Genomic DNA, 16,145 nt, shown 5'->3' with positions numbered 1-16,145 from the left:
GCCAAACGAGGGAGTGCTTGAGTAATGACCCAGACAACCGCAGGTGAGACGTCGCACGAACTTCCGAAGGCGGCATCCGCGCCGGTCATCGCGCAGCACGAAGCGACGCTCAAGGCGCTGCCGTTCGCCGACACCAGGGATTTCGACGATGCCGCGCGCGGCTTCCTCGGCACCATCGAGAACGCGCGCGTCACCTCGGCCCAGGGCAGGGTGGTGTGGAGCCTCGAGCCTTACGGCTTCCTCTCCGAGGAGAAGGCGCCTGCGACCGTCGATCCGAGCCTGTGGCGGCAATCGCGGCTCAACATGCATCACGGCCTGTTCGAGGTGGTGCCGGGCGTCTACCAGGTGCGCGGGCTCGACATCGCCAACATGACGCTGATCGAGGGCGACAAGGGCGTCATCGTGGTCGACACCCTGACCTCGATCGAGGGCGCGCGCGCCGGGATGGAACTGTACTTCCAGCATCGCGGCAAACGGCCGGTCGCCGCCGTGATCTTCACCCATACCCACACCGACCATTGGGGCGGCGCGCGCGGCGTGCTCGACGACGCCATGCTGGCGGCGGGTGTGCCGATCATCGCGCCGAACTTCTTCATGGAGCACGCCGTCTCCGAGAACATCATCGCAGGGCCCGCGATGCTGCGCCGCGCGCAATACCAGTTCGGGCCGTTTCTCGCCAAGGGCGTGCGCGGCCAGGTCGACTGCGGCCTCGGCAAGACCATGGCGGCGGGCGGTGTGGCGCTGCTGCGGCCGACCGATCTGATCATCGCAACCGGCGACAAGCGCGTGATCGACGGCGTCGAGTTCGAATTCCAGATGGCGCCGAACAGCGAAGCACCGGCGGAGATGCATTTCTTCCTTCCGCGCTACAAGCTCTTGAACCTCGCGGAGAACTGCACGCACAATTTCCACAATTTGCTGCCGTTCCGCGGCGCCGATGTGCGCGATGCGCTGGCCTGGTCGAAATATCTCGGCGAGGCATTGCAGATGTGGGGCGGCAAGGCCGAGGCGATGTGTGGCCAGCATCATTGGCCGGTGTGGGGGCGCGAGCGGATCGACACCATGATCCGCCAGCAGCGCGACCTCTATAAATACGCGCATGACCAGACTATCCGGCTGATGAACCACGGCCTCAACGCGGCCGAGATTGCCGAGACGATCCGGCTGCCCTCGAGCCTCGAAGGCGCCTGGCACGGCCGCGGCTACTACGGGCACATCAGGCACAATGTGAAGGCGATCTACCAGAAATATCTCGGCTGGTACGACGCCAATCCGGTCAATCTCGATTCCCTGCCGCCGGTCGAGGCCGGCAAGAAGTATGTGGAATACATGGGCGGCGCCGACGCGATCCTGAAACGCGCCACCGTCGATTTCGCCAAGGGTGAATTCCGTTTTGTGGCGCAGGCCGTCAGCCACCTCGTGTTCGCCGAGCCCGACAATCAGGCGGCGCGCGCATTGCTGGCCGATACATTCGAGCAGCTCGGCTATGCCGCCGAGAGCTCGACCTGGCGCAACGCCTATCTGTTCGGCGCCCAGGAGCTGCGGCAGGGCATGCCGAAGACGCCGCCGCGCTCGCCGATGCCGCGCGAGACGCTGGCTGCACTCCGCACCGAGCAGCTCTGGGACGTGCTCGGCGTCCGCCTCAACGGTCCCAAGGCGGAAGGCAAGCGCATCGTGTTGAACTGGAATTTTACCGATACGGGCGAGAGCTTCATCCTCAATCTCGAGAATTCTGCGCTCACCTACGTCAAGGGTGCGCAGGCGTCCGATGCACACGCCAGCTTCACGCTGGCGCGCAGCGTGCTGGATGAGGTGATCGCCAAGCTGACCACGTTCCCGGAAGCGGTCGGTGCCGGCAAGATCAAGGCATCCGGCGAGCCGCTGCGGCTCGGTGAGTTGATGATGCTGATGGATGAATTCCCGCGGATGTTCGAGATCGTCGAGCCGAAGCGGACGGTGGTGACGTAGAGCCACGTGCCGAATTACAACCGTTATTCTGAGGAGCGCGCTCTTGCGCGAGCCTCGAAGGGTCGACGGCCACGGTCCGGCCGTGCATCCTTCGAGACGCGCTTCGCGCTCCTCAGGATGACGGGTTGGCAGACGATGCCTCAAATCCCCAAATACGCCGCCTGGACCTGCTTGTTGTTGGCAAGCTCGGCGCTGGTGCCCTGCATGATCACGTTGCCGCTTTCCAGCACATAGGCGCGCTGCACCAGCGACAGCGCGCGGCTGACATTCTGCTCGACCAGCAGGATCGCGGTGCCCATCTTGTGGATCTCGGCGATCTTCTCGAAGGTCACGTCGGTCATGACAGGCGCCAGGCCCAGCGAAGGCTCGTCCAGCATCAGCAGGCGCGGCTTCAGCATCAGGCCGCGGCCGACGGCGACCATCTGCTGCTCGCCGCCGCTCATGGTTCCGGCGAGCTGCTTCCTGCGGTCGGCGAGCCGCGGGAAGATGCTGTAGACGAGCTCCATCGTACATGCACGATCCGCCTTGGCCTTCGGCGTGTAGGCGCCAATCTCGAGATTCTCCTGCACGGTCATTTCCGGAAACACCTGACGGCCTTCCGGGACATGTGCGATGCCGAGCTCGGGGATGCGATAGGGCGGCAGCGTCGCGAGGTCGACGCCGTCGAACGTGACCTTGCCGGCGAACAGCTTGACGAGGCCGGAGACGGCGCGCAGCGTCGTGCTCTTGCCGGCGCCGTTGGCCCCCAGCAGGCCGACGGCTTCGCCTTCGCCGATGGAGATGCTGACGTCGGTGATGGCGGGGACCGAGCCGTAGCTGGCGCTGACGCGGGAGAGCTCAAGCATGGGCGTCGCCCTGCGCCGGCGGATGCACGTAGGAGCCGAGATAGGCGCGGATCACTTCCGGATTCTCCACGATCTCCTTTGGCGTACCCTCGGCGATCTTCTGGCCGTGGTCGAGCACCACGATGTGACGGGCCACCGCCATGATCGCGCGCATCACATGCTCGACGATCACGATGGTTAGGCCGCGCGCCGACAGTTTCTTCACCAGCGCCACCGCCTGGTCGATCTCGGCCGGGTTGAGCCCGGCCATCACCTCGTCGAGCAGCAGGATCCGTGGCTGGGTCGCCAGCGCGCGCGCCATCTCCAGCCGGCGCTGGTCGATGGTGGTGAGGTCCCTGGCCGGCGTCTGCTCCCTGGCGCCGAGGCCGACGAATTCGATTGCTTCAAGCGCCTTTTTGCGTGCGGCAGCGACATGGCGGTCGCGCAGGAAGGCGCCGGTCATGACATTGGCGAGCACCGTCATCGCGCCGAACGGCTTCGCCACCTGGAAGGTACGGGCGAGGCCGAGCGCGCAGACGTCGTGTGGCCGCAAGCCCACGACCTCGTGACCGAAGGCGAGCACAGATCCGGAGTCCGGGCGATGAAATCCCGTGATCAAATGAAAGCTCGTGGTCTTGCCGGCGCCATTCGGCCCGATCAGCGCGACCGTCTCGTTCTCCTGCACGGTGAAGCTGACGTCCTGCACCGCGCGCAGGCCGCCGAAGCGCTTGCTGAGATCCTTGATGACCAATGCTTCTGCCATCGCAACGACCCTCAGGCGCGCGCCGGCTTGCGGCGGACATAGCGGTGATAGATGTCGGTCGCAAATCCGATCAGCCCGGTCGGCCGCCACAGGATTACAGCCATCAGGATCAGGCTGTAGACCGTGAGCTGGATGCCGCCGACCGAGCTGCCGAGCCAGCTTTGCAGCAGCGCCGAGGTGGTCTCCAGCAGCACGGTGCCGATCACGGGCCCCCACAATGTGCCGATGCCGCCGACGATCGAGACCAGCGCGGCCTCGATCGAGACGCTGAAGCTGAACGCGGTCGCGGGATCGATGAAGTAGATGTACTGGGTGTAGAAGGTGCCGGCGAGCGCGGTCAGGAACGCGCTGATCATGTAGATCTCGCGCTTGACCTTCGGGGCGTTGACGCCGACCGCCTCAGCCGCGTCCTCATCCTCGCCGATCGCGACGAGGTAGTAGCCGATCCAGGACTTCTCCACTCTGTGGGTGATCCACAGGCCGACCACGAGCAAGCCCAGCACGACGTAGTAGTACGACGACTTCTCCTCGAACTGCATCATCAGCGGCGCGCTGCCGAGGTTCGGGATCGTGGTGCCTTCGGCGCCCCAGGCGAAATCGCGGAATTTGAGGAAGATCAGCATCAGCACCTGGGCGGTCGCGATGGTGGCGATGGTGAAATAGGGGCCGCGCAGGCGGAAGCACAGCCAGCCGATCGGCAGGCTCGCCAGCATCGCGACCACGCCGCCCGCGATCATCCCGATCCAGGGCGAGATGCCGTAGTTCACCTGCATGATGGTCGAGGTGTAGGCGCCGAGCCCGAAATAGGCGGCGTGTCCGAGCGACAGCTGCTTGGCATAGCCGCCCATCAGGTTCCAGGCGACGCCGATGAAGGAGAACAGCAGGATGCGGATGAAGATGTCGATCGCGAACGACGAGGTGACGAGCTGGGGAAGGGCGAGCATGACGATGGCTCCGATTGCCAGCCACAGCCATTTCTTGTTGCCGGAGGTCAGCATCAGCGGCCCCTTTTGGCGCCGAGGCCGCTCGGCCTGAAGGCAAGCGTCAGCAGCAGCAGCGCGAACACGACGATCAGGCCAGAGTCCGCGCCGACGAACTGGATGCCGAGCGATTCCGCCACGCCCATCATCAGGCTCGCGACCAGTGCGCCCATCACATTGCCGAGCGTGCCCATCACGACGGCGACGAACGCCATCAGCACGAACACCTGGCCGACGAATGGATAGGCCGAATAGAACGGCATCAGCAGCGAGCCGGCGGCACCGGCGAGCGCCAGTGCAGTGCCGAACGCGACAGCGAACACACGGTTGGGGTTGATCCCCATCAGCATCGCGACGTCGCGGTTCTGCGACGCCGCACGCATGGCGCGGCCGAGATCGGTGGTGTGCAGGAACACCCAGAGCAGCCCGCTGAGCGCCATCGCGACCGCAAAGGCGATCAGCTTTGCCACCGGAATGTACAGCCCGCCGATGTGCCACGCTTCATCCGAATAGGAGGTATGGACGGTGCGATAGTTGGCGCTGAACAACATCAGCGAGAGATTGAGCAGCAGCAGCGACAGCGCAAAGGTCAGGAAGATCTGCGGCATGTCGTTCGGCCCGAGCACCCTGCGGATCAGGAAGTGCTGGATCAGGACGCCGGCGAGGAACAGCACCGGCATCGAGACGACCAGCGAGACCAGCGGATCGATGCCGAACTGGGTGGCGAGGAAGAACGAGATATACATCCCGATCATCACGAACTCGCCCTGGGCGAAATTGACGATCTTGACCACGCCGAAGATCAGCGTGACGCCGATGCTGACAAGCGCGTAGATCCCCCCGATGAGCAGGCCGTTGATCACAGCCTGGGCCAGTGTCTCCCACATGCGATGCGACCGCGGTTCAGGTCTTCATCAGCGGGGCGCGGGCGTCTTCCTTGGGGAAGATGCTGGCGAGGTCGGCATTCTGCCACTGCACGCCGACCGGACGGCCGTAGACGTTCTTGCCGTCGGGACCGAACTTCACCTTGCCGCCCGGGGCCATCGCCGCGTAACCCGACGAGACGTCGAGCGTCGAGAGCGCCTCGCGCACCTTCTTGGGATCGGCGGAGGCGGCGCGCTCCAGCGCGTCGGCCAGCATGAAGGTCTGCGCGACCAGGCCGCCGGCATATTCGAAGGCGAACTCGCCGGTGCGCTTCTTGAACTCGGCGTTGACCTTCTGCGCATCGTCGTTGACGTCATGGTTCCAGTGCGCGACGCCCTGCAGGCCCTCGGCGGCCTTGCCGACATTCTTGTAGAAGTCCGGCATCACGAAGCCGCCCGAGCCGCCATTGATCGCGATGTTGAGCCCGACCTGCTTCACGGTGCGCACGATCAGGATGAGGTCGTTGAGGTAGGACAGCGAGAACAGCGTGTTGGCGCCGGAGGCCTTGACCTTGTTGATCAGCGGGCTCGCGTCGGTGAAGCCGGCTGAGTAGGGCTCGAACATCACGATCTCGACGCCTTCGCCGGGCGCCAGCTCCTTCAGCCCGTTCGAGGTCGAGGTGCCGAATGCGGTGTTCTCGAAGATGACGGCGACCTTGGCCTGCTCGCTGACCAGCTTGGCCATCTGCAGCTGCGCCCTGGCGAATTGCGAGGCGCGCGCGAACGGCGTGAAGGTGTAGGTGCGTCCCTTGTTGAGCTGGTCGGAGCTCGATCCGGTGATGATCGGAACCCGGGCGCGCTCGCAGACTTCGCTTGCGATCAAGGTCAGTGCGCTGGCGTAGCAGCCATGGATCGCCGACAGCTTGTTGCCGGTGATGAGCCGGTCGGTCTCGGTGCGCGTCACCGTGGTGTCGCTCTGCACGTCGGAGACGATGAGGTTGAGCTTGGCGCCGCCGAGCGACTTGATGCCGCCGGCCTCGTTGACCATGTCGACCGCGAGCTTGGCTGCTGCGACGCAGCCGACGCCGATCTGCGCCATGCTGCCGGTGCTCGGATAGAGCGCGCCGATATTGATCGGGTCGGCGGCCCAGCCACGCAGCGGGACGGCGCCGAATGCGCCAGCCGCGAGCACGCCGCCGGCTTTGACCAGGAACTTGCGGCGGGTCAGCTTTGTCCGTGAGGCTTTGGTCAGCGCTGCATTATTAATGGCCGACGGCTTGCGGTCCCCTGTCATGGCGTTCCCCCTGCGCGAGCGCGACTCGGTTGCTCGGTCCGCTCGCTTATTATTTTTGCTCAAGCGGGGCGCATAAGAGCACGTAATTCGGCAATCGCAAAGGCGATATCGGCCGAGGCCACGGGCGAAACGCGTTGCGACTGGTGCGTCGCAGCAATCGAGCGACGCACGCATCAGAGCCGTTCGCCGCGTGGGAGTTGCTGCCGGATGCGGCGGTATTATTGACAATCGATGACCAGCCGGACCGGCACAGGGGTGCCGGCCGGCCCGCCGGATCATTCGATCGGCCGCTGCAACGGCTATCTATTCGGCGCTCGCCACCAGCTTGAAGCGCGGCTTGGCCTCCATCAGGCTGCGATAGGCGGCGAGATAGTCGAGCGCCATGCGGCGCGCGGTGAACCGGGTCTCGAACTGCTTGCGGATGGCGTCGCGGTTGAGCGTCGAAAGCCGGCCGACCGAGGAGATCGCGCTGATCTCGTCCTCGACGATGAAGCCGGTCAGGCCATCCTCGATGATCTCGGGCACCGAGCCGCGGTTATAGGCGATGACGGGCGTGCCGCAGGCCATCGCTTCGATCATTACGAGGCCGAACGGCTCCGGCCAGTCGATTGGAACCAGCAGCCCGATCGCGCCGCTGAGAAAATCCGGCTTCTCGCGGTCGCTGATCTCGCCGATGAACTCGATCAGCGGACTGCTGGTGATCAGCGGCTTGATCAACTCGTCGTAATATTCCTGGTCGGCGCGATCGACCTTGGCTGCGATCTTCAGCGGAATGCCGCAGCGGGTCGCGATCTTGATCGCGCGATCGACGCCTTTCTCCGGCGCGATGCGCCCGAGGACGGCAAGATAGGATTGCTTGGCCGGTTGCGGCGTCAGCAAATTCTCCGGCAGGCCGTGATGGATGGTGCGTACCCAGTGTGCCTGCGGCACCGGCCGCCGCTGGGCATTGGAGATCGAGATCACCGGCATCTTGGAGAAGGTGTTGAAGACGGGCTGGTGCTCCGGCAGGTCGAGCCGTCCGTGTAGCGTGGTCACGAACGGCGTCGGCTGCCGCGAGAATGCCGACCACGGATAGTAGTCGAGATGGAAATGCAGGAAGTCGAATTCGTCGTCGTCGGCTTTTTGCCGCACACGCTCCAGCATCACCATGTGCAGCGCGTTGGGGTCGCGGACGGAGCCGTCGAGCCGCAGTGCCTTCGGCCAGGTCGCATCGAGTTTCGCGGAGGTCTGGGAATCGCCACTGGCGAACAACGTCACGTCATGTCCAAGTGTTACAAGTTCTTCGGTCAGCCAGTGCACGACCCGTTCGGTGCCGCCGTAGAGCTTGGGGGGAACAGCCTCTGTCAGCGGGGCAACCTGCGCGATGCGCATTTCTCCGTCTCCTGTTTGCGATGTGGATGAGCCCTCAGCCCTCTGATGGCAGCGACATGCCAAGGATGGGAACGTTCTCGCACGTGCGAGGTTCCTTAGGCGTGGGAGATCCGCCGCTTCTTTCTTCCATCACACTGTGGTCTTGCTGATGCCATCTCGCTCCAACACGTTTTTGCCGACGCCAGCGTTGCAAAATTGTCGCGCAGTGATGGCTGCATCAAGGAATCCCAACGCCGCCCTTCACGTCATCGTGCACGAGAGCTTCGACTAAAATTTTCTCGTTCACCTTCAACAACTTTTGCAGGACGTCATGGACCATCTGTCAGGATACGCGCATCGCCCGTTCCCCTTTGTGCTGCGCTATCTGCGCCGGCGGCTTCCGTCGCATGTTGTGATTCTGTCGGCCGTCGTTGCGGCGGTTGCCTGCTCCGTAGGCACGCAATACGGCGTGAAGAATCTCGTCGATGCATTGTCGGCAGGACCGTCGGCCGCGAATGGCGTATGGCTGGCATTCGCTCTGCTCATGTCGCTGATCGCAGCCGACAACTTCCTGTGGCGGATCGCGAGCTGGACCGCGAGCTACACCTTCGTCAGCGTCAGCGGCGATCTTCGCCGCGACATGTTCCGACATCTCACCGGCCACGCGCCGAGCTATTTCACGGATCGGCTGCCGGGCATGCTGACCAGCCGGATCACGGCGACGTCGAACGCGGTCTACACCGTCGAGAACATGTTCGTATGGAATGTGCTGCCGCCCTGCATCGCCACCTTCGCGGCGATCACCCTGGTTGGAACCGTAAGCGTGACAATGTCAGCGGTGCTGATCCTGATTGCGGGAACCATGGTGGTGGCCATGTTCCGCATGGCGGCCGCGGGCAGGCCGCTGCATGACGATTTCGCCAACAGGGCGGCGGCCGTGGACGGCGAAATGGTTGACGTCATCAACAACCTGCCGCTAGTGCGAGCGTTCTGCGGCCTCGGCTACGAGCACGACCGCTTCGATGCGACCGTCAATCGGGAACTCGTGGCGCGCGGCCGTTCCTTGCGCTATCTCGAAAAGCTTCGCCTCGTTCACGCTGCCGTGACCGTCATTCTGACGATCGCGATGCTGGCCTGGGCTCTCAATCTCTGGCAGCAGGGCGCAGCGACCACCGGCGACGTCGTGCTGGTCTGCACGCTCGGCATCTCGATCCTCAGCGCCACCCGCGATCTCGCCGTTGCGCTGGTCGACGTCACCCAGCATGTCGCCCGCCTGACCGAGGCGCTGGCGACGCTGTTGCAGCCGCATGAGCTGAAGGATCATCCGGGGGCCGAGGCGCTGGTGAAGAGCGGCGCGGCGATTGCCTTCAACAATGTCTCGTTCCGCTATCCGGGCGGGTTGCAGGTGTTCGAGCGCTTCAGCCTGCGCATCCAGCCCGGCCAGCGGGTCGGCCTGGTCGGCCAGTCCGGCGGCGGCAAGTCAACACTATTTACCCTTCTGCAGCGCTTCTACGACGTCGAGCAGGGCAACATCACGGTTGACGGCCAGGACATCTCGCGCGTCACCCAGCAGAGCCTGCGCGCCGCGATATCGGTGGTGCCGCAGGATATCTCTCTGTTCCACCGGTCGATCCTGGAGAACATCCGTTACGGCCGGCCGGACGCCACCGACGACGAGGTGCGGCGGGCGGCGATCGCGGCGCGCTGCGACTTCATCGAAAGCCTGCCGGAGGGCATGAACACCGTCGTCGGCGACCGCGGCGTCAAAGTCTCCGGCGGCCAGCGCCAGCGGATCGCGATCGCGCGCGCCTTCCTGAAGGATGCGCCGATCCTGCTGCTCGACGAGGCCACCGCGGCGCTCGATGCGGACTCCGAGGAGGCGATCCGCGAGGCGTTGTCGCGACTGATGCGCGGGCGTACGGTGGTGGCGATCGCGCACCGTCTCGCGACGCTGCGCAGCTTCGACCGCGTGCTCGTGCTGCAGGGCGGCCGGATCGTCGAGGACGGTCCGCCCGATATCCTCGTGAAGGGAAGGGGTCCCTACCGCGACCTGGTCGCGCGCGAGATGGGCCGCCTCTCCACCAGCGCGGCCTGACCCCGCGTCATCAATCGCGGTCTTGCGTTCCGGTGCGTTCGTTCGAACCAAGAGTCAGGAAGCAAAGTCGCCAGAGGTTCAGATGGCAGCTGACGTCGTTACGCAGATCATCACTGCTCGCATCACTGAGCACGTCGCAGAATCGCCGTTCTACATTCCGATGACCGGGCCCGCGGCGCGGCCGCGGCGCTCGCTCAAGCATGACGACACCTTCATCGTGCTCGACAGCCATGGCGATATCGGCGCCTCGGCCGGCGGGCCTGACGGCCTGTTCAATGCCGATACGCGCTACCTCGCGCGACTGGAAATGGTGCTGGAGGACGTGCAGCCGCTGCTGCTCGGCTCCAACATGCGCGACGACAATTCGGCGCTGACGGTCGATCTCACCAATTCCGACGTCTATCGCGACGGCCGTCTCACCTTGCAGAAGGACACGCTGCACATCGTGCGCTCGATCTTCCTGTGGCGCGGCACCGCCTATCAGCGCATCGGCCTGCAGAACCACGGCGATGATGCCGCGAGCTTCGATCTGACGCTGCTGTTCGACAATGATTTTGCCGATTTGTTCGAGGTGCGCGGCGAGCGGCGGCCGCGGCGCGGCATCGGCTCGAGCAAGCTGCTCGGCCCGACCGACGTCGTGCTGGAATATTGCGGCCTCGACGAGCAGACGCGGATCACGGCGCTGCATTTCGATCCGCGGCCGACCCGGCTGTCGGTCAACACCGCAACCTATCATTTCGACCTCGAGCCGGGGCAGGTGACCTCGCTGTTCGTCGCGGTGTCCTGCAACAAGCCGATCATGCAGAAGCCGGTGCCGTTCTTCCGCGGGCTGCTGGCGCATCGCCGCGAGATGCGAAATTCGACGGCTGGTGCGGCCAGCATCGAGACCTCGAACAACATCTTCAACGAGGTGCTGTGCCAGGCGATGGCCGACCTCAATATGCTGATGACGGAGACGCCGCAGGGCCGTTATCCCTATGCCGGCATTCCCTGGTATTCGACGACATTCGGTCGCGACGGGCTGATCACCGCGCTGCAGATGCTGTGGGTCGATCCGCGGATCGCCAAGGGCGTGCTGAAGCGGCTCGCGCTGTTCCAGGCCAAGGCGGTCGATCCGCTGTCCGATGCCGCGCCGGGCAAGATCCTGCACGAGATGCGCGGCGGCGAGATGGCCGCGCTGCGCGAGGTGCCGTTCGCGCACTACTACGGCAGCGTCGATTCGACCCCGCTGTTCGTGCTGCTCGCGGGGCTCTATCTGGAGCGCACCGGCGATGTGGAGACGTTGCGCGAACTGTGGCCGGCGGTCGAGGCCGGGTTGCAATGGATCGACGGTCCGGGCGATCCCGATCGCGATGGATTCGTCGAGTATCAGCGCGCCACCGAGGAGGGCCTGCGGAACCAGGGCTGGAAGGATTCCTTCGACGCCATCTTCCACGCCGACGGAACTCTGGCCGAAGGCAATATCGCGCTTGCGGAAGTGCAGGGCTATGTGTTCGCCGGCAAGCAGCTTGCCGCGCAAGCCGCGCGGCGGCTCGGTTTTGCCGACAAGGCTTTGAGGCTCGATGCGGAGGCCGAACGGCTGCGCGAGCGGTTCGAGGCGGCGTTCTGGTGCGAGGAGCTCGGCACCTATGCGCTCGCGCTCGACGGCGCCAAGCAGCAGTGCAGGGTGCGTACGTCGAATGCCGGACAGACATTGTTTTCCGGCATGGTGCGGGAGGACCGCGCGCGACGGGTTGCCGCCGATCTGATGAGCCAGAAATTCTTCTCGGGCTGGGGCATCCGCACCGTCGCCGTGGGCGAGGCGCGCTACAACCCGATGTCCTATCACGACGGTTCGATCTGGCCGCATGACAATGCGCTGATCGCCCTCGGATTTGCCCGCTACGGCCTGAAGCATTCGGTCGCGCATCTGTTCAAGGGCCTGTTCGATGCCGCGAGCTATATGGAGCTGCGGCGGCTGCCCGAACTTTTCTGCGGCTTTCGCCGCGAGCGCCGGCGCGGCCCGGTGCTTTATCCGGTGGCCTGCGCTCCGCAGGCCTGGGCGAGCGCAACGCCGTTCACGCTGCTGGAGGCCGCGCTCGGGTTGGAGTTCGACATTGCGCGCGGCGAGATACGCTTGCGCAATCCGCGGCTGCCGGAATTCCTCAACGACGTGGTGCTGCGCGACCTCAGGCTCGGCGCATCCAGTGTCGATTTGCGGCTGCGCCGCCACGGCGGCGAGGTGTCACTCGAAGTGTTGCGCACGCGCGGCCAGATCCAGGTGTCGATCGTGCTGACGCATTGAGCGTCGTCGCACGGCACGCGCGCGAAATCGTGGGGGAGAGGTATATGCGTCCGAGGATCATGGTGATGCTGGTTGGAGCGGCGCTGCTGACATGCGCGGGTGTCCGCGCCGCCGACGACGAAGGCAAGGCGCCGCCGGCAACTCCTGCGCCGCCAGCAGCCGCTGCACCGAAGGAGCAGGCCAAGGAACCGTCCAAGGAGCCGTCGCCGCCGCCTTCGGTGACCGTGATCGGTGCGCGCGATGCGCACGGCATTCTCGGGCGCGACGTGCGCAGTTCCGCCAATGAGGACATGGGCCGCATCGTCGACGTCATCGTCGACCGCGACGGCAAGGTCCGCGCCGCCGTGATCGATTTCGGCGGCTTCCTCGGCGTCGGCAGCCGCAAGATCGTGGTCGACTGGAACGCACTGCGTTTCGCCGGCGTTTCCAGCAAGAGCGACAGCATCACGCTCGACCTGAACAAGCAGCAGGTCAGCGCTGCGCCGGAATACAAGGAAGATACGCCGCTGATCGTGCTGGGCGCGGCCGGCAGTCTCCATCCATGGGATTACGAGCATTAGGGGGCTCAAGCTGGTCGCGCGTCCGAACTCTACTTTCGAGACGGTTGGCGACGGTCGTGGCGAGCGATCAGCCGGCGGCACCAAAATTGTGCCGCTCGTGCCCGAGCGGCCCGGTCCGGAGGAACCACGAGCGCCGTCGCGCGAAAGCCAGCGTGGGCTCGACTGGTTCATCTTCTTCCTGGCCGACGTGCAAACCGGCTTCGGCCCGTTCATCGCGGTCTACCTGACGACACAGAAATGGACTCAGGTCGAGATCGGCTTCGTGCTCTCGATCGGCGGCATCATCGGCCTCTTGGGCCAGGTGCCCGGCGGCGCGATCGTCGATGCGGCGCGCTCGGAGCGGGTCGTTGCGGGCTGGGCGGTGGCCGCCATCGGCGCCGCCGCGCTGGCCTACGCGCTCTGGCCGATCTTTCCGGTGGTGACGCTCGCCGCGACACTGCACGCGCTCGCAAGCTGCGTGCTGGGTCCGGCGATCGCCGCGATCAGCCTCGGCCTGGTCGGGCCGCTCGCGATCGGCGAGCGGCTCGGCCGCAATGCACGCTTCGCTTCGCTCGGCAACGGCTCGGCCGCAGCGCTGATGGGCGCCTGTGGCTATTTCCTGTCGAGCCGATCGGTGTTTCTCGTGACCTTCATGCTCGCGATCCCGACATTGCTGTCGCTGGCACGGATCCGCGAGCGCGAGATCGACATCGCGCAGGCCCATGGCGAGGTGAAGCGCGAAGTTCCCGACAAACGAGCTACCAGTATCGTCGGTCTGGTGCGACAGCGGTCGCTCTTGATCTTTGCCGGCGCGATGATGCTGTTCCAGCTCGCCAATGCCGCGATGCTGCCGCTGATGGCGGGCGTGGTGACGACACGGTCGAGCCAATGGGCGCCGGTCCTGATCGCGGCCTGCATCATCGTGCCGCAGGCGATCGTCGCATTGTGCTCGCCGTCGGTCGGCCGCAAGGCCCAGGCCTGGGGCCGGCGGCCGCTGCTCCTGATCGCCTTCGCCGCGCTCGCGATCCGCGGCCTGTTGTTCGCCACGGTGCGGGATCCCTATCTGCTGGTCATGGTGCAGATCTTCGACGGCATCACCGCGGCGATCTTCAGTGTCATGGTGCCGCTGATCGTGGCCGACGTGGCGTTCGGCAGCGGCCATTTCAACCTGGCGCAGGGCATCGTCGGAACCGCGGTCGGCATCGGCGCGTCGCTCAGCACGGTGCTGGCCGGCTATGTCAGCGACAAGCTCGGCAGCAGCACCGCCTTCATGGGCCTGGCCGGCGTCGCCGCGCTGGGGCTGTTCATGATCTGGCTGGTGATGCCGGAGACGCGGCGGACGGCATGACGCAGGCAGGCTTGGCCCCGCGGTACCCTTCCTCATGCATGCGCCGTCATATATGAATGATTTGCTGGCGGAACGAGCCGATAGTCCCGTGGATTAATCAATCCAAAATCGTGATCTGGTAAGGATCGACGCGGCGCGGGCAGGCATTTCGACCGAGGAATGGCATGGTAAATCGAACGACGACGGCGCAAATCACCCGAGCAATGCGGCGTTGGGGCCCTCCCGCCTTTGTGACTTTCGCGGCGATGGTCACACTAGCGTCATTGACCGGCGGCGTTGCGGCAAAGCAGCAGCGCCCTGCGGAAACGGTCGAGGCGACCGCGCCGCGCGCCGCGGGCGAGCCGATCATGGCGATCGTGTCGATCAAGGCCCAGAAGGTGACCTTCTACGACGCCGACGGCTGGATCTACCGCGCGCCGGTGTCGAGCGGCGTCAAGGGACGCGAGACCCCGGCCGGGGTCTTTGCGCTGATCGAGAAGGACAAGGACCACCACTCGACGCTTTATGACGATGCCTGGATGCCGAACATGCAGCGCATCACCTGGAACGGCATCGCGCTGCATGGCGGCCCGCTGCCCGGCTATGCGGCCTCGCACGGCTGCGTGCGGATGCCCTACGACTTCGCCGAGAAGCTGTTCGACAGGACGCGAATCGGGATGCGTGTGATCATCGCGCCGAACGACCCGACGCCGGTCGATTTCACCCACCCCGCGCTGTTCGTGCCGAACGCCCAGGCCATCGCGGCTGCTCCGGCGCGTGCTGAGACGTTGTCCCGCGAAGCTGCGGATGCCGCCAAGGTGGCCGACGAGGCAAAGAAGGCGTCCGTGGCCGCGACCAAGGAAGCTGCACTGTTCACGCCGGCATCGTTGCGCAAGCTGGAAAAGGCCAAGACCCGTGCCGACGCCGAGCTTGCGTTCGCCGACAAGATGCTCGCCAATGCCAAGACCGATCAGGCCAAGGCGCGCGCCGAGGATCTGAAGCAGAAGGCCGCCGCCAAGGCCGCGGAAGCGACGACGCAGTTCGAGGCGGCCCAAGGCGACGCCAAGCCGAAGCTCGACGCCGCAGCGGCCGCAAAGGACGCCGCCAAGGCGGCCGAGACCAAGAAGGCCGACACCCAGAAGGCTGCGACCGAGGCGAAGCTCGCGCTCGAGCCGGTCTCTGTCTACATCAGCCGCGCGACGCAGAAACTTTACGTCCGGCGCAACACCCATAAGCCATGGGCTGACGGTGGCGAGGTGTTCGACTCAAGCATCGAGGTTCCCGTCACCATTCGCGATCCGGACCAGCCGATCGGCACGCATATCTTCACGGCGATGGCGCGCAACGACACCGGCCTGCGCTGGACCGAGGTGACGATCGACGACGGTGACAACGCCAAGAACGCGCTCGACCGCGTCACCATCCCGCAAGATGTGCTGGATCGCATCGCGCCCACTGCCGTGCCGCGCTCGTCGATTATCATCTCGGACGAGCCGCTGAGCGCCGAGACCAACTACCGCACCGAGTTCGTCGCCGTGCTGAGCAACCAGCCCCAGGGTGGTTTCATCACACGCAAACCGACCCGGCTGATGGAAACCGACGACATGGTTGCGAGCGGGGACGGAGACAGTTTCGGCTTCTTCTCTCAGCGCAGCTGGAATCCCCAGTCCGGCACCCAATACGGCTATCCCCAATACGGCAATCCTCAGGCGCCGACCCAGTACGGCTCCCCGTATTATGGCAATCCTCAATCCGCCAATCCGCGCCGGCGCGGCGGCCAGTACTACTGGCAATCGCAACAGGACTGGTAGCAGGGCGCTGCCGCTGGATCAGACAGCACTCTGAGCGTCGGACGGCG

General features: G+C 65.1%; 12 protein-coding genes. 6 read left to right on the top strand and 6 right to left on the bottom strand.

What is annotated here, in order from left to right; genetic code table 11:
- The first annotated feature begins 24 nt into the window (after positions 1-24).
- A complete protein-coding gene (locus AC066Y_RS18175) occupies positions 25-1,968 on the top strand; it encodes an alkyl/aryl-sulfatase (protein ID WP_478275070.1) in 1,944 nt (647 codons plus the stop codon).
- A 140-nt stretch (positions 1,969-2,108) separates the two neighbouring features.
- Here AC066Y_RS18175 and AC066Y_RS18170 read toward each other — a convergent pair whose 3' ends face one another.
- The 6 genes from AC066Y_RS18170 to AC066Y_RS18145 form a co-directional block, all read right to left on the bottom strand.
- Complete coding sequence (locus tag AC066Y_RS18170; protein WP_478275069.1) at positions 2,109-2,813, bottom strand: ABC transporter ATP-binding protein; 705 nt, start codon at positions 2,811-2,813, stop codon at positions 2,109-2,111.
- Positions 2,806-3,555 carry an ABC transporter ATP-binding protein gene (locus AC066Y_RS18165; protein ID WP_478275068.1) on the bottom strand — a complete coding sequence of 250 codons (750 nt, stop codon included), beginning with the start codon at positions 3,553-3,555 and terminating at the stop codon, positions 2,806-2,808. The genes AC066Y_RS18170 and AC066Y_RS18165 overlap by 8 nt, the downstream gene beginning before the upstream one ends.
- Before the next feature lie 11 nt (positions 3,556-3,566).
- On the bottom strand, positions 3,567-4,553 hold the full coding sequence (locus AC066Y_RS18160; RefSeq protein WP_478275067.1) for a branched-chain amino acid ABC transporter permease: 987 nt from the start codon (positions 4,551-4,553) through the stop codon (positions 3,567-3,569).
- Entirely contained in the window at positions 4,553-5,422 is an 870-nt protein-coding gene (locus AC066Y_RS18155; protein ID WP_097670375.1) for a branched-chain amino acid ABC transporter permease, read from the bottom strand. The genes AC066Y_RS18160 and AC066Y_RS18155 overlap by 1 nt, the downstream gene beginning before the upstream one ends.
- 16 nt (positions 5,423-5,438) lie before the next feature.
- A complete protein-coding gene (locus AC066Y_RS18150) occupies positions 5,439-6,692 on the bottom strand; it encodes an ABC transporter substrate-binding protein (protein ID WP_478275066.1) in 1,254 nt (417 codons plus the stop codon).
- Positions 6,693-6,995: 303 nt separating this feature from the next.
- Positions 6,996-8,063: a glycosyltransferase family 4 protein gene (locus AC066Y_RS18145; protein ID WP_478275065.1), complete on the bottom strand. Its 1,068-nt coding sequence runs from the start codon at positions 8,061-8,063 to the stop codon at positions 6,996-6,998.
- A gap of 310 nt (positions 8,064-8,373) precedes the next feature.
- Here AC066Y_RS18145 and AC066Y_RS18140 point away from each other — a divergent pair, with 310 nt between their 5' ends.
- From AC066Y_RS18140 to AC066Y_RS18120, 5 genes are all read left to right on the top strand, one after another.
- Positions 8,374-10,137 carry an ABC transporter ATP-binding protein gene (locus AC066Y_RS18140; RefSeq protein WP_478275064.1) on the top strand — a complete coding sequence of 588 codons (1,764 nt, stop codon included), beginning with the start codon at positions 8,374-8,376 and terminating at the stop codon, positions 10,135-10,137.
- An 82-nt stretch (positions 10,138-10,219) separates the two neighbouring features.
- Positions 10,220-12,421, top strand: a complete 2,202-nt coding sequence (locus tag AC066Y_RS18135) for an amylo-alpha-1,6-glucosidase (RefSeq protein ID WP_478275063.1) — start codon at positions 10,220-10,222, stop codon at positions 12,419-12,421.
- A 44-nt stretch (positions 12,422-12,465) separates the two neighbouring features.
- Complete coding sequence (locus AC066Y_RS18130) at positions 12,466-12,981, top strand: PRC-barrel domain-containing protein (protein WP_478275062.1); 516 nt, start codon at positions 12,466-12,468, stop codon at positions 12,979-12,981.
- A gap of 97 nt (positions 12,982-13,078) precedes the next feature.
- Positions 13,079-14,308, top strand: a complete 1,230-nt coding sequence (locus tag AC066Y_RS18125) for an MFS transporter (RefSeq protein WP_478275061.1) — start codon at positions 13,079-13,081, stop codon at positions 14,306-14,308.
- A 245-nt stretch (positions 14,309-14,553) separates the two neighbouring features.
- Positions 14,554-16,098, top strand: a complete 1,545-nt coding sequence (locus tag AC066Y_RS18120; protein WP_478275060.1) for a L,D-transpeptidase family protein — start codon at positions 14,554-14,556, stop codon at positions 16,096-16,098.
- Positions 16,099-16,145: the final 47 nt, after the last annotated feature.

The organism is Bradyrhizobium sp. USDA3010, assembly GCF_056429065.1.
Note: the sequence above shows the minus strand (reverse complement) of the source record. Positions and strands in the feature narration are given on the sequence as shown.